Here is a 14337-nt window from a genome sequence, read left to right on the forward strand (position 1 = left end):
AATATTATTCCTGATATTTTTTTACTATCGTTGATGCGTTCTTGGACCCGAAGCCGATGGAATTCACCAGCGCGTAATTAACGGTCAGACTTTTTCCTTTGTTCGGCGTATAGTCCAGATCGCACTCCGGGTCCGGATTCTCAAAGTTGATGGTGGGCGGGATATAGTTTTCTTTGGCGGCCATGACCGCAGCCACAAAGTTTCCCGCCGCCGCGGCGCCAACCGCGTGTCCGATCATTGATTTGATCGAGCTGATCGACAGTTTCTTGGCGTGATCGCCGAACGCGATCTTGATTGCCTTGGTTTCGTTTTTGTCGTTCAGCGGGGTGGACGTGCCATGGGCGACGATATAATCGATTTTACCGGGAACCAGTCCGGCGGTCTTTAGCGCGACCTGCATGGCCCGGGCGGTTTGTTCGGAATCCGGGGCGGGGGCGGTCATATGGTAAGCGTCACAGGTTGACCCGTAGCCAACCATCTCCGCGTAGATCTTGGCGCCTCTTTTCAGCGCCGATTGAAGTTCTTCGAAAACAAAAAGCCAAGCTCCTTCGCTCATGACAAATCCGTCGCGATCAAGGTTGAACGGCCGGGAAGCTTTTTTGGGATCATGGTTCCTTTTGGTGGAGAGAGCGTTTATCCGGCAGAACGATCCGACGATTGCCGGCGTTACGCAAGCATCGACCCCGCCAGTTAAAACAGCATCGACCGTTCCGGCCTTGACGGTGTTGTACGCCAGGCCGATCGCGTCGTTCGAACTGGTACAGCCGTTGGAAACCGCGATGTTTGGGCCTTTGATCCCAAGCTGAATCGCAATTTCTGACGGTATCGCGCCGCAAAAAACCGAGATTGCCGCGTAAGGATTGACCTTTTTTAGCCCTTCTTTGAAATAGACCGACATTTCATGTTCCGCAAAACCCATGCCGCCGGCGCCGGTTCCAATAATACAGCCGATGTTGGTGGCGGTTTTATCGTTTATCGGTAACCGGCTATCGGCCATTGCTTCTAAACCGGCCGCGATCCCCATATGGGTGGAACGGTCCATTTTTTTGATCTTTTTCAGCGGAACATAGTTTTCCGCCTTAAAATTTCTAATCTCTGCGGCAACCTTCGAAGGATGTTCGGAGGTGTCAAAAAAGCTGATATTATCGACACAATTGAGACCGGTTTTCAATCCTTGCCAGAAGGCTTCTCTGCCGATACCATTAGGGGCGACTACTCCGATTCCAGTGACGACAACTCGGCGCTCATTAGGCAAACTCATAATTTTCCTTTCTATTGACCAAACATCTGTGCAAGCATAAATGATATTTGGCCTGATTTCAAGCTATTTCTATCATTAATATTGGGACTGCTGAAAAAGTCTATTCTGGAAGCCTGAGACCTGCCTACCGGCAGGCAATATCCCGCCACGGCGGGCAGGCGTCTCGGCTTCCAATTTAACCGCGCAATTAATTGCGCGGTTAAAAAACCGCTACCCGCAGGTTTCCGTTTCTCATTGACAGCCTTTTTCAGCAGTCCCATATCATAACGTATTGATCGGCAGGGTGAAGGTTACCTTGGTCCCCTTGCCCAATCCTTCCGAGTCGGCGGTGATCTTGCCGCCGTGAAGCTCGATCAGTTCTTTGGAAATTGCCAGCCCCATTCCCATTCCTCCGGCATTCCTGGTAATTGAGCTGTCGACCTGAAAAAACTTCTCGAAGATCTTGGCCAGATTTTCCCGGCTTATCCCGATCCCGTTATCGACGACTTCGACTTTTACTTCAGAGTCGCTGATGAAAGCGTTGACGAAGATCTTGCCGTCTTCCGGGGTGAATTTCATGGCGTTGCCGAGCAGATTGGTCAGGACCCGTTTGATCTTGATCTCATCGCCGACGATCGTCGGCAGGAAGTCGGAGATGTTGGAAATGATTTCGATATTTTTTTCCTTGGCCTGGATCTTCAGCGCTTCGATCGTTTTTTCCACGGCGCTTTTGAAAGACATCGGCGCCCGGTTGAGCGGGATCGGCTTGCCGATCTCGAGCCGCGAAATATCGAGGATGCTGTCGATCATGGAATGGAGGTGATCGCTCTGGCGGGCGACGATCTCAATGGTTTTATTCTGTTCGGGGGAGAGAGGGCCGATCTTTCCCGCTTGCAACAGCGCGACGTACCCTTTGATCAGGGTCAGGGGGGTCCGCAGTTCGTGCGAGATCATCGAAAGAAATTCGGTTTTCATCGAATCGACCTCGCGCATTTTTTTGATGTCTTCTTTGAGATCTTTCATCATGTGCAGGATCGCCTTGCGGCTGTTTTCCAGCTCACCGGTCCGCTCCTTAATCTTTGATTCCAGCCCCGTCTTGGCTTCTTCCAGTTCGGCGGTCCGTTCCCTGACCCTTTTTTCCAGATCTTTTTTGGCGTTTTCCAGGTCGCCGGCGATGTTCATCAGCGCCTTGCGCGCGTTTTCCGATTGGACCTGGGAAGCGCGGGAATCAAGGATGCTTTTTTCGATCTGGATGTTCAAAAAAGCGCCGGCGCCGGCGGAAAAATAGTAAAGCGCGGCCAAACTGCCGAAATTATCAAAATAAAACCTGGAATCGTGAAACATCCCCTTCATCACGTGCGGGTTGAACAGGTCGGGAACGATCATGGAGTATTCCAGTAAAAAGAAAGCCGCCACCAAGATAAAGGCCAGGGTGGCGTAGCCCAGGGCGAGGGGCAGGTTCAGCATTCCGCCGGCAAAGAAGATCGTGATCATCGGAAGAAAAACCCAGCGGCTTTCGATCCCGCCGAGAAAGTAAACGACGTAACCGGAGACCGCGATGTCGATCAGCAGGGAAAGCATGATTTGTTTGGCCGGGGTTGTTTTGGCCGCGATAAAGCGCTGCAAGTATAAATTGGTCCCGGCGCCGACCAGAAACAGCAGGCCCCAGGCCGCGAGCTCGGGCGAAGAAATGATCCGGAAGAAAAAAAGCGAAAGAAAAATCGGCGCGGCCAAGGAGATTAGGCCCCATTTGACGCGAACGTAAGCTTGCAGCTTTTCGGTTTGATTATTCATTACAATACGACTAAAAGTGATTCTACTCTGCGGCCGATATTATTTCAAGTCGTCATATGTTATAATGCCTCCGGTCATGAAAAAGAAAATCCTGTATATTTTTTCCGACACCGGGGGCGGCCACCGCTCCGCCGCTAACGCGATCATCAAGTCGGTCGATTGCCTCCGCCCCGGAAAGTATAACCAGGAAATGGTCGACGCTTTTGCCCAATGTTCCGGCTTCCTCAATGTTTTCGCCAAGCTTTACTCGCCGGTGATCAAGTATTCCCCCGAATTGTGGGGACGGCTTTATTACTGGCTTGACGACCAGAAAAAGCTGGCCCAGTTGGAAAAGCTTTCCCGGCCTTTCATCTTAAAAGAACTGACGAAACTGATTGCTGTTCGCAAGCCTGACCTTATCGTTTCTGTTCACCCGATGGTTAACCATCTGACGGTCCAGGCGATCTTGGGCAGCGGCCTGAAAGTTCCTTTTATCGTGGTCATAACCGATCCGGTGACCCTGCACCGGGCCTGGATCAAGCCGGACGTCGATCTGGTCATCGTTGCATCCAAGGAAGCGAAACGAAACGCCATTAACTACGGCATGCCGGAGAAAAAAATAAAAGTGATCGGCATGCCGATCGACCCGAAATTTATCCTGTCCCAGAAAGCCGCCGTTAAAGCTGCCAAGTTCACCATTTTGCTGATGGGGGGCGGGGAAGGGGCCGGTAAGATGGGTGATATCATTAAAGAATTCGACCGGGCGAAGTTTGACGGTAAATTGATCGTGATCTGCGGCCGGAACAAGAACCTGGAAGAAAAACTGAAGAAACAGGCTTCCGGCTTCAGTTTTGAGCTTGAAGTTATCGGTTTTACCGATCAGGTTCCGGAAGTGATGGGCCGTTCCGACCTGATCATTACCAAGGCCGGGCCGGGAACGATCGCCGAAGCGCTGGCCAAAAATCTGCCGATCATTATTACCTCCTGGCTTCCCGGGCAGGAAGAGGGGAACGTGGAGTTCGTGGTCAAAGGGAAAGTCGGCCAGGTCAGCCGGGACCCGAAAAAGGTCGTCGAGCTGGTCCGGCAGATCAGAGAGAGCGGCGAATACGAGGCCATGAAACGGAATATAAAAAAGATCAGTCGGCCCGACGCGGCGCTTAAGATCGCGCAAGAGATTTTTAAATTTCTTTAACGGCCGGCGGGAGATGGAAATGAGATTAAACTGGCTGATCGCGGGGCTCCTGGTTTTCGGCTGGGCCGCGCCGGTTATGGCGGCCGGCGGGACCGATGATGATTTCTACCTTCGCGACGTGCCGCTGGGACACTACGCTTACGAATCGGTCTACGATCTGGTCAGGTTAGGTGTGACCAAAGGGTTCCCGGACTCGACTTACCGGGGCGGCAAACCGATCTCCCGCTTTGAGCTTGCTTCTTTCCTCTCTAAATATAATTATTCCGAAGATAAGGTCCAGGCGGAGCATGAAAAACTATTGGCGGAACTGCGCGCCGAGGTCAATCTCTTGAAACAGCCGGAAAAAAAGGACGGCCGCCTGGTCGTTAACGGCGAAATTACCGGCGGTTTTAAGTCCGGTCAGGCCAACGGGGCGGAACGGAGCCTCTTTGACTACCGGTTAAAGCTTGATCTGGAGCGGCAACTTGATGAAAATGCCCGGATCCGGGTCGGTCTTGATACGATGGACAACGGGTTTAACGGCGGGAACCGCGATTTGGTCAGGGATTTGCTGGAGATCGAAGGGGTTTACAAATTCGACGCCTCGGCCCTGATCTTCACTTCCGGACCCGGCGACGTTCTTCATTTGAGCGCGTTCCCCTCCGAGAACGGCGAGGTCTATCGCCGAATAAAGCGGGGCGTTAAATACCTCTCCAGTTACCGTAATACCGGCTTCGGCATCGAATACCTGGCCCGCGGCAACGATCCGGCCGGGACGATCGCCGATGAGGAGCTGGCCCTGCCGCTGGTCCAGAATTTTCGCGGCGTAAAAGTCGGCCTTAATCCCCGTTTCTTTTCAAACAGCGGAGATAAAGCGGTCCATCTTGATCTGACCCTTCGGGCGGGGCCGACCCCGAACCTGCGTTACAGTCTGCTTTTGGGGATCGGCCGTTTGGCCGGGATCGATCAGGGGTTGTACGTCAAAGGCGAATTATTGCTCTGGAACAAATTGACCCTTGGCGCCCAAAAGATCGGCGCCGGCCATCGGGAAAAAGGTTTTTATCCGATCTATGATTCTTTTAATCGGTTGTTGAGCGACGGCGCGTATGATGTTAGTTTCCGGTTCGACAACGATTTTCCGGCCTGGTACCTGGCGCTGGCCGGGGATCATATCGGTCCCGGTTCAAATCGGATCGCGGAACTGACGCTGGGGCGGAAAACCCCGGCGGGCGCGCTGGAATTTAAATACCGCCTTGCTTATGAAGCGGTTGATTCCACTCTGTTGCAACTAGGGTTGAGAAGTGTTTTTTAGCGTTGTTTTGCTTGACTTAACGGGAATAATTGATATACTGAAAAATTAACCAATGAAGCATAAAATTGCGATAATTATAGTTGTTTTAGGGTTTCTAGCCGGATCGTCATCGGCACAAACCAGTGAGGTCAAGATCTTGGATCTCCCCAATTATCATTGGGGCTACGCCGCGGTCTACGATCTGATCAGGCTGGGGGTAACCAAAGGTTATCCGGATGGGACTTACCGGGGGAATAAACCGATGACCCGCTATGAAGCCGCCCTCTTTCTTTCCAAGCTGTCGGAATCGTTTGCCGGGAAAGACTTTTCCGCCGACCTGAAAAATCTGCGCGATCAGATCGTCGCGCTCAAGCGGAAGCCGAAGGTCAAGGACGAGTTGGAAGTGACCGGCAAATACGTCAGTAAGTGGGAAACCGGCAACCTTCTGGCGACCAATGGGGCAAAGCCCGGGACCCTGGGGAACTATCGGCTGGTGGTGACGGCGTCGCGCGAGTTCAGTTCCGATGCCGCGGTCAAGGTTAATCTCGACACCATGGATTACGGCTATTATGACGACGGGACCGGCGCGGCCGGCCACGGCAAGCTGGCGCCGGAGCTTATGGACATTGAATCGCGTTTCGCGGTCGCCCTGGCGCCCGATTCTTCTCCCTTGGAGGTCAAGGTGACTTACGGCCCCGGGCCGAAAAGGCATCTGGCCGATCCGACCGGCGCCATTCCGAGCGAGATCGGCATGACCTATATCCGGCCCGACAGCGGGGTGCTGGCTTCCACCAAAGTCCACGGCGCTGAACTAAAAGGGGGCTTTTATTCCCGCCAGATCGCCGGCGGCGACTATTTTCAGAACGATAACAGCGGGAAGGCGACCTCCAGCTTGTTGACCGGAACGGTCGGATTCGATCTGAACAGCGTTAAGCTTGATTTTACCGGCGATTACATGTCGCTCGGCAGTTTGTCGACCGATAACCGGACCATGCGGGCGAAGATCGCCGTCACCGCGCCGCTCGGCGAAAAAGTTTCGGCCAGCGGCACGATCGGTTTCGGCTCGGAAAAGAAAAAAATGATGGTTGCCGGGAGCGTTTCGCTGAACGACCCCTGGGATACCGGCACTGTTTTTACCGTCCAGGCGGCGAAGATCGGTTCGGAATACATCAGCCCGGCCTTTACCGCCGATCGTTTTGATTTCGCCGGCTACGACGGGTTCAACCGTCCGCTGGAGAACGGGACCGTCAACGTCGGCGGAAAGTTGGTACAGCTGGTTGCCGATAACGCTAAACTTTTCGGCCGCGGCGATATCCGAATGGGGAGCGACCTGAAATATGCCGGGGACCGGGCCCGGTTCACCGCCGAAGGGGGAATCATTTACAGCCTGTCGCCGAACGTCGATTTTGACGCCGCTTACCGCGTTCACCAGGATATGGAACTTAATGATGCCTCTGATCTCGCTTCAGTTGGTTTGATGTATCGCTTTTAACCCACCTGATTCCTACTGACGAAATCTCGCCACCTTATAAGAAAAATTGGTTGCAATTTCAAGCGGAAACAGGCGATAATATCTTGTGGAGAATAGATTGCTTATAAGGAAGGAAAGGAAGGGAGAAGAAATGACGATAAAAAAAGTGACGGGGTTGGTAATCTTGGGAGCGACTCTTTTTGGATTGGCGCTGGTTATGGGTGGGTGTGGGAGTAGTTATTGGGATGAAGTCATTTATACCAAGCCTAATTGGACCCCGGAAGGATTGATTTATGCGACAAAGACCGTTTATCATCACAGGGAATATGGCATGGGGACGAATGAATATTTGGGCGAAGATACTTACTATGTAACCATGGATACCGATGGTAACAATGAGACAGCGACCGCCTATGATAGTTACCCATATTATTCTCCCAAAGGCACTTATGTCGCTTTTATTAGTGGTGAAACAATAAAAATTGTTAGAAGGACAGATAATCAGCAAATTTATGTATTCTCTCCAGTTACAGAAAATATATCTCAATTGGATTGGGGGCCGGATGAGGATAAATTGGTTTATGTAACGTCTAATAATAATACCTTCTCAATAAGAATTGACGGAACGAATAATACACATATATATGATAATTCATTGAGCGCTATTTGGGTAAATACGAATACAATTGCATTCGAAGATAAATCAAGTACTGAGGGAATATCTCTTTCTGTTATTAGTGAAAATGGTGCGAATTATAAAAAACTTAGGATTGGCTATAGTTTGCAGAAACACTCAGAAAATCAGATATTTTATAATTTCGGAGAAGATATTAGAGTTATTAACTTAGATGGCACAAATGACTTACTGCTGTTTTCTTCATATAAAAAAAGCGAACCTAAATTGTCTCCGGATAAACTATTTGTTGTGGGAGGGAAGGGGTATGACACTACGGGGAATGGTGGTATTTGGATTATTAATATTGATGGGACAAATTTAAAACAGCTTAAATGAAAATAAGGTTCTTTGTTCTTCTCTTTATATTTTTAACGTTATTCCATAGCTCAGGAAAAGCAATAGAGCAGCAAAATGTTTTATACGCGAAAAACTATCTATTAATTCTTGTGCATGGGGTTGGCGATGACTATGCATGCTTAGCGAAGATTAGAGATCATCTGATTTCAAACGGATTGGATGGATATGTTCATATATATCAATTTTCTGATCCCTTTTTAAATATTGAAAAAGAAGGCAGGGAGTTTGGAGATAGAAATTACAAGGAAAGACCCGAAGTATGCGTTAATAGGCCTGATGATAAAAAGAATGACGTTATTGATCAAGAAACAAAAAATAGTGATTATGAAAAGCATTATTGGAAATTAACCAAGCGACCAGACAAAACGGTTAACAGTTGGTTGGAACAAGGGAAAAATGATTTTATTGAATGGTTTAAGGACCCAAAAAGAAATAAAAACAATCCCAGCGGGAGGGCGCCGATTGATTCAAGCGGGCCAGATAATGAAATTCCTAAAAAATATATAATTATTGCTCATTCAATGGGCGGACTTGCGGTCCGTTCATATATCCTAGGAAAAGACCAACGTGGCAACCGGTATTATCAAAATGACATTGAGAAGTTAATAACAATTGATACGCCTCATAAAGGGAGCGGCGCGGCGTCATTTGCTAAGAGTCATGATAATACTTTTACAAGCTCCGCCATTTTAAGTTTGGGATGTCTGGGCTTGGCTGTGGCAAATTCTATGGCGCCAGGTTCAAATGACAATCTTACTTATTTTTTTGCCGCCATGTTTGGAATCTCCTGGATGAATGAATCCGTTGCAGAGGCGATAATTAATCACATGGAAAGGCATCGTAGCCCAGCGATGGATGATTTAATCCCTTCGAGTGTGTTTTTGCAGTCGTTGAATAGTACAAATTATGGCGATGATTATGATGAGATAAAGTATAGGCTCATTGGAGGGAATGGAGTGCCAACTCCTTTGATGGGAGACGAGGCAAGCCTATTAGTATGTAGATTCAACCCAATATCCTTGCTGATAGGAAGCATAGGACAAATCTTTTTTAATCCGCATTTAGAGACGTATGAAGGTCGATTATTGGGGGCGTACGCGACAACTCTTTCAGGTTATCCCATCTATGAAGACGGGGATATGGTAGTGGATAGATTTAGTCAGATGGGGGAAGGGATAGCCAATATTACAAACCCAAAAAGATATCTTCATACATTTCGCAGCCCATCTTTGGGGGCGATTGAATTCGCAATCCCTCCAGGAGCGGACTATTTTCTTGGTTTTCTTCCGGGGCCGGCCAAGGTTGGTTGTTATATTGGGTTCGTTATGGCTGCGGCTGAAACATTTGTTGCTGATGAGTCAGTAAATCCGTTACAATTTCTTTATGCGCATAAAGAAATGATTGATGAGGTTGTAGGCCATGGCTCTCCTATATTATTAGAGCAAGCGCTCTTTGATGCCCCGGTGTCTGGCAGTTCTAGTATCAAAACAATAAATCCTCAAGGTTTAATGCTTGCCACCAACCAAACAAAAGAAGCGGACGGTAAAATAACAATTTTAAGCGCTTATCATCCAGTGGAAGTTAAGGGGTATTCATACGATAATCGATCAAACACAAATGTGCCGATTGTTATTGATGGACAAGAACAAAAGATAACGGCGATTATGGTCAAAGAGGCCCCTACCAAGATTAGCGGTGTCTTGCGCGATTTTATGCCGAGCAAAATGCAGTATTTTCAATACTCCGAAAATTTCGCGGCCTGGAAGCCGGTTCCCAAAATGGATGAGTGGGGGAACTTTGAAGTTGATGGGCTCAAATTAGCCGAAGGCCAGAATGTTATCGCGTTTAGAGCAAAGAATAAAGTTGGTTATGAGTCCAACCAACTCTTAAAGGTCATCCTTAATACCATTCCGATGCAGCCGAGCCAGTTTAAGCCTCTGCCGGAATATTACGTTGCCATTGCCAATCCCGAGATCTCGGTCGAGTTCAATAAATCGGAATATACCGGTGATTACGATTCGGAGAAAATTACGATTAAAGGAATGACCTTTGACGGGGAAGAAGTAGCCCCGCAGGTCGAATCGACTATGGAAGCCTACCACCCGTGGGCTAAAGCAAGTTATAAAGCCAACGGGTTAAGCGACGGGGAGCATAAAGTCGCCGTCAGAGCAGAATCAAATGTTGGGGTTACCCAGGTTTATCGGCTATTCGCTTCCTAGGCTTCTTACTTGGTCTTTACTGGGTGTCCATTTTCTTTTTCAACAGCGAAAAAGAAAATGGACGAAAAGAAAACGCCGGCGCATTTCGATTTTTCTTAAGGTAAGCGAAATGCGCGCCCATTCGGAATTTGAATAAATCAATGGTTAGTGGCGAAATTTCGCCACTTAATAATGAAAATCGATTGCAATTGTCGACTGATATGGCGGATAATGTTCTGTGGCAATGAGATTGCTAAAAGCAAGAAAGGGTGGTTATTAAAATGACGATAAAAAAAGTGATGGGGTTGGTAATATTGGGGGCGACTCTTTTTGGGTTGGCGATGGTGATGGGTGGGTGTGGGGCGACTGTCCATGAGAGCTCCGCTTATTATTATCCCAACTGGATGCCTGATGGAAGGATAATTTGCTGTAAAGTAACAAGCCGATGGAGCGAGGCGATATGGGGGAGGAAAGAAGAGGGTGATACAAATTATATTACAGTGATGAATGCTGATGGGAGTAGCGAACAGAACTTATTTGAGGTCGGGGATTTAGTGAAAGAAATAACCTGCTCGCCTGTTAGCGGGAAACTTGGTTATGTAGACGGGCCACATAGTGAGATTGCAATTTGTAATTATGATGGTAGCGGTTTGTATAAAGTATCAGGCGTAACAGGCGTAAATTATTTTGACTGGTCTTCGGACGCCACCAAAATTGCTTATACAGCCAGTAATAATTTATATGTAATTAATGCTGATGGGACAGGGAATACGATGATTGTGAATAATTCGGAGGCGGTAGCCTGGAGGGTGGGAGAAAAAATTGTTTTCTCTTTTGCAGATAGCGCATCGAGCAAAATCTATGCCATAAATATTGATAGCTCTAGCAAAGAAATAATTGCAAGTGTTGGGTCTGATCCACAGATAACTGTTTCAAATAAAGTTGTATATTCGGGATATGGCTTGCAGGTGCGTCAGGTTGGCATTGATGGAAGTGGAGATGCATTAATATTTGATGGATATCAAAGATCAACGCTCAAGCTTTCTTATGATAACACCAAACTAGTTGGTGGCGACTTAATCACTGGCGGAGGGAGTTGGATTGGTGGAATATGGGTAACGGATATCAGTAATGGAAATTCGACTAGAATCAGATAAGCACAAATTATTTTTGTCAATAATTATGGTTTTTTGGCTTGTTATTGCTGGACGCGGCTATGCTAATGAAACGCCAGCATACATAGATACTACGCCAGCAGTCCGAACCTCTCCAAATTATCTTGTAATATTAGTGCATGGGATTAATTCTTCTAGCCGTTTTTATTGTGGAAAAGATGTTGGAGGAGGGAAGGGAGAAAACGGGAGCGAGTTGATAAATGAGCCTGATGACGGGGCAGATTATGGCGACCTGAAAGGATATCTGGAAAATAATTTAGGGTTGAAGGGTTATGTTTATTCATATACTTTTTCTCAACGAGATGGCCATATTGATTTAATGGCACGTGAGCTTGGAGATCCGAATTGGGACAACAAAGCGTATCTTGAGGGGGGCTGGCTGAACCTAAAAAATGCGGCAGATATAGCGCCAATTAAAACAAAGATAACCGATACTATTAATGGTGAAAAAACCGGCCGTGGCAATTCCTGGTTTAAACAAGCGCGAGAGGATTTTATTGCTTGGTTTAGTGATAAAAAGAAAAATATTAATAATCCGACAGGCAGGCCGCCAACAGAAGCAGAAATCCCGCATAAATATATTTTGGTGTCTCATAGTCTTGGGGGTTCCTCGAACAATGTTCATCGAGTCTCCCTTTCCGGGATGTGGTAGCATGGTCATTGGCAGAGAGCTCTTCCACTATCCTGAACTCGATTCAACCAACGAAGAAGCCCGCCGGCTGATAAAAAAGGGGAAAAGTGAAGGGGTCGTAGTGATCGCCGATCGGCAGACGAAGGGGCGGGGGAAGCCCGGTAGCGGCTGGTTCTCGCCGTCCGGCAACCTTTATTTCTCCGCCATCCTCAAACCGTACCGGAGCCCGAGCGATTTAGCTCCGCTGACCTTGTTCTCGGCTCTGGCGGCCCGCGCGGCGATCCTTGACCTGATTGATCTGCCGGTTGTGATCAAATGGCCGAACGATCTGTTGGTCCATGGCTTAAAGGTTGCCGGCATCCTGGTCGAAGGAGTCGGGGACGGCCATTTAATCGTCGGGATCGGGATCAACGTTAAGACTTCCGCCTGGCCGCCGGAATTAGGCGGAAAAGCGACTTCGCTGTTAATGGCGACCGGCAAAGAAGTTTCGCTTGAGTGCCTGACCGCCCTGCTGATCGCGCGGTTGAACGAAAATTACCGGACTTTCCTTAATCATGAAAAAAATATTTAATCCCGCTTTGGCCGCGGCGATCGGGCTGTTGATTTTGGCCAGCTATCTCCCGTCGCTCGGTAATCAATTCGTCGATTGGGACGACGACGTGATGCTCTATAATAATCCGACCATCACTTCTTTTTCCGCCGAAAATATTAAGCAATGGTTCACGGCCCCGCATTACGGGATGTATCATCCGCTGGTCCAGCTGACTTACGCCGTGGAATATCGGTTCTTCGGCTTGCAGCCGTTTGTTTATCATTTGGACAACCTCTTGCTGCACGCCGCTAATGCCGGCTTAATTCTCATTTTTCTCTGGCTTTTGACCGACAGCTTGCCGCTGGCTTTTGGCGTCGCTCTCCTCTGGGGGGTCCATCCGGTCCACGTTGAGTCGGTCGCCTGGGCGACCGAAAGGAAAGACCTTCTTTTTGCTTTCTTTTATTTTATTTCGCTGATCTTTTATCTCCGTTATTTGCGGGGTCGAGGGAGGGAGTTGCTGTTTTCATTCGGTTTTTTCTTGCTGGCGCTGCTGGCCAAACCGATGGCGCTTTCCCTGCCGCTGGTCCTGCTCCTTTGCGATCAATATCGCGGCCGGAAATGGAGCCGGCAATTACTTTGGGAAAAGGTCCCGTTCTTCTTACTGGCGCTGGTTTTTGGCCTGATCTCGGTCTGGGCTAAGCAGGCGACCGGCGGGCTGGTCGTGCCTGAACCGCCAATGTCGATCGTCAATGTTTTCGTCGCCAGCTATCGCGTTCTATTTTACTACCTGCCGCGGATGATCGTGCCGCTCGGCCCGACCGGACTTTATCCTCTCGGCTCCTACGTGGTTGAGGGCTTAACCCCGCTGCCGCCCGCCTTTATTGTTGCTCCTTTTATCCTGGTCCCGCTGCTGGGCCTGTTTTTTTGGTGGGGGCGGAAAAGCCGGGAATTGGTTTTCGGCGGTTTGTTTTTCTTGATCACGCTGGCGCCCGTGATCATGCTGATGATCCCCGGGGTCTTTGCCGACCGTTACGCTTATTTAAGTTCGCTCGGTTTTTATTTTATAGCCGGCTATTTCGGCCTTCTGATTTACAACCGGGCGCCGGGCCCGCGCCGCGTCCTGACAATCGGCGCGGTGCTGGTGGTGTTGGCGGGCGGCGCCTTGACCTGGCAGAAGTGCGGGATCTGGCATGACTCGATCAGTTTATATGACGAAGTTTGCCGCTGGTATCCGCGGGTCCCGGCCGCTTTCCAGCACCGGGGACAGGTTTTGGCCGATCGGCGCGAGTCTGCCCGGGCGCTGGCCGATTTTAATTATGCGCTTGAGCTTAACCCGAAATTTACCGCCGCTTACAATAGCCGCGGCAATCTCTATTTTTCGCAAGGGAACAACAAGTCGGCTTACGCCGATTTTCTGAAGGCGGTCTTGTTCGGGCCGCAAGATTCCTCCGCTCATAATAATCTTGGCTATATGTTGACCCAAATGGGTAAATACGACCGGGCATTCCGCCATTTGAACGAAGCGATCAGGCTGAACCCAGACAGCGCGGAGGGCTTCCATAATCGGGGAAATTATTGGCTGGCCCGCAAAGATTATCGACTGGCAGTCGCTGATTTCAGTTCGGCTCTTCGGATCAAGCCCGGGTTGGCTTTGACCTATTTTAACCGGAGCATCGCGAAGTTTAATTTAGGCGACTATCAGGCCGCGTATGATGACGCGCTGGCGGCCCAAAGCCTTGGTTTTCAAATTAAGGCCAACGATTTGCAGCTCTTGCTTCGGGAATTAAATAAAAATAAACCGCGGACTTAAGTCCGCGGTTAG

At 49.0% G+C, this 14337-nt stretch carries 11 protein-coding genes; 9 read left to right on the forward strand and 2 right to left on the reverse strand.

What is annotated here, in order from left to right:
* Positions 1–4 precede the first annotated feature (4 nt).
* Positions 5–1261 carry a beta-ketoacyl-ACP synthase II gene (gene fabF, locus WC772_06590; GenBank protein ID MFA6170421.1) on the reverse strand — a complete coding sequence of 419 codons (1257 nt, stop codon included), beginning with the start codon at positions 1259–1261 and terminating at the stop codon, positions 5–7.
* A 261-nt stretch (positions 1262–1522) separates the two neighbouring features.
* Positions 1523–3034, reverse strand: a complete 1512-nt coding sequence (locus tag WC772_06595) for a HAMP domain-containing sensor histidine kinase (GenBank protein MFA6170422.1) — start codon at positions 3032–3034, stop codon at positions 1523–1525.
* Between the two features lie 76 nt (positions 3035–3110).
* On the opposite strand from WC772_06595, the gene WC772_06600 reads away from it, so the two are divergent.
* From WC772_06600 to WC772_06640, 9 genes are all read left to right on the forward strand, one after another.
* A complete protein-coding gene (locus tag WC772_06600; protein MFA6170423.1) occupies positions 3111–4205 on the forward strand; it encodes a glycosyltransferase in 1095 nt (364 codons plus the stop codon).
* A 19-nt stretch (positions 4206–4224) separates the two neighbouring features.
* Positions 4225–5496 (forward strand): S-layer homology domain-containing protein, encoded by a 1272-nt coding sequence (locus tag WC772_06605; protein MFA6170424.1) that lies wholly within the window; start codon positions 4225–4227, stop codon positions 5494–5496.
* 52 nt (positions 5497–5548) lie between these two features.
* The gene (locus tag WC772_06610; protein MFA6170425.1) at positions 5549–6967 is read left to right on the forward strand and encodes an S-layer homology domain-containing protein; all 1419 of its coding nucleotides are present in this window, start codon (positions 5549–5551) and stop codon (positions 6965–6967) included.
* A gap of 130 nt (positions 6968–7097) precedes the next feature.
* Positions 7098–7958: a hypothetical protein gene (locus WC772_06615; protein ID MFA6170426.1), complete on the forward strand. Its 861-nt coding sequence runs from the start codon at positions 7098–7100 to the stop codon at positions 7956–7958.
* A complete protein-coding gene (locus WC772_06620) occupies positions 7955–10198 on the forward strand; it encodes a hypothetical protein (GenBank protein ID MFA6170427.1) in 2244 nt (747 codons plus the stop codon). Before WC772_06615 ends, WC772_06620 begins: the two co-directional genes overlap by 4 nt.
* A gap of 260 nt (positions 10199–10458) precedes the next feature.
* A complete protein-coding gene (locus tag WC772_06625) occupies positions 10459–11334 on the forward strand; it encodes a hypothetical protein (GenBank protein MFA6170428.1) in 876 nt (291 codons plus the stop codon).
* Positions 11309–12004: a hypothetical protein gene (locus WC772_06630; GenBank protein ID MFA6170429.1), complete on the forward strand. Its 696-nt coding sequence runs from the start codon at positions 11309–11311 to the stop codon at positions 12002–12004. The genes WC772_06625 and WC772_06630 overlap by 26 nt, the downstream gene beginning before the upstream one ends.
* A 1-nt stretch (position 12005) precedes the next feature.
* Positions 12006–12554 (forward strand): biotin--[acetyl-CoA-carboxylase] ligase, encoded by a 549-nt coding sequence (locus WC772_06635; GenBank protein ID MFA6170430.1) that lies wholly within the window; start codon positions 12006–12008, stop codon positions 12552–12554.
* Complete coding sequence (locus tag WC772_06640; GenBank protein ID MFA6170431.1) at positions 12538–14325, forward strand: tetratricopeptide repeat protein; 1788 nt, start codon at positions 12538–12540, stop codon at positions 14323–14325. The genes WC772_06635 and WC772_06640 overlap by 17 nt, the downstream gene beginning before the upstream one ends.
* Positions 14326–14337 lie beyond the last annotated feature (12 nt).

The organism is Candidatus Margulisiibacteriota bacterium, assembly GCA_041661965.1.
In the GTDB taxonomy this organism is placed as follows: domain Bacteria; phylum Margulisbacteria; class WOR-1; order O2-12-FULL-45-9; family XYB2-FULL-48-7; genus XYB2-FULL-45-9.

Coding starts and splice junctions, on each gene's coding strand:
- fabF (MFA6170421.1), bottom strand. CDS start 1,261: ATGAGTTTGCCTAATGAGCGCCGAGTTGTCGTCACTGGAATCGGAGTA.
- WC772_06595 (MFA6170422.1), bottom strand. CDS start 3,034: ATGAATAATCAAACCGAAAAGCTGCAAGCTTACGTTCGCGTCAAATGG.
- WC772_06600 (MFA6170423.1), top strand. CDS start 3,111: ATGAAAAAGAAAATCCTGTATATTTTTTCCGACACCGGGGGCGGCCAC.
- WC772_06605 (MFA6170424.1), top strand. CDS start 4,225: ATGAGATTAAACTGGCTGATCGCGGGGCTCCTGGTTTTCGGCTGGGCC.
- WC772_06610 (MFA6170425.1), top strand. CDS start 5,549: ATGAAGCATAAAATTGCGATAATTATAGTTGTTTTAGGGTTTCTAGCC.
- WC772_06615 (MFA6170426.1), top strand. CDS start 7,098: ATGACGATAAAAAAAGTGACGGGGTTGGTAATCTTGGGAGCGACTCTT.
- WC772_06620 (MFA6170427.1), top strand. CDS start 7,955: ATGAAAATAAGGTTCTTTGTTCTTCTCTTTATATTTTTAACGTTATTC.
- WC772_06625 (MFA6170428.1), top strand. CDS start 10,459: ATGACGATAAAAAAAGTGATGGGGTTGGTAATATTGGGGGCGACTCTT.
- WC772_06630 (MFA6170429.1), top strand. CDS start 11,309: ATGGAAATTCGACTAGAATCAGATAAGCACAAATTATTTTTGTCAATA.
- WC772_06635 (MFA6170430.1), top strand. CDS start 12,006: ATGGTCATTGGCAGAGAGCTCTTCCACTATCCTGAACTCGATTCAACC.
- WC772_06640 (MFA6170431.1), top strand. CDS start 12,538: ATGAAAAAAATATTTAATCCCGCTTTGGCCGCGGCGATCGGGCTGTTG.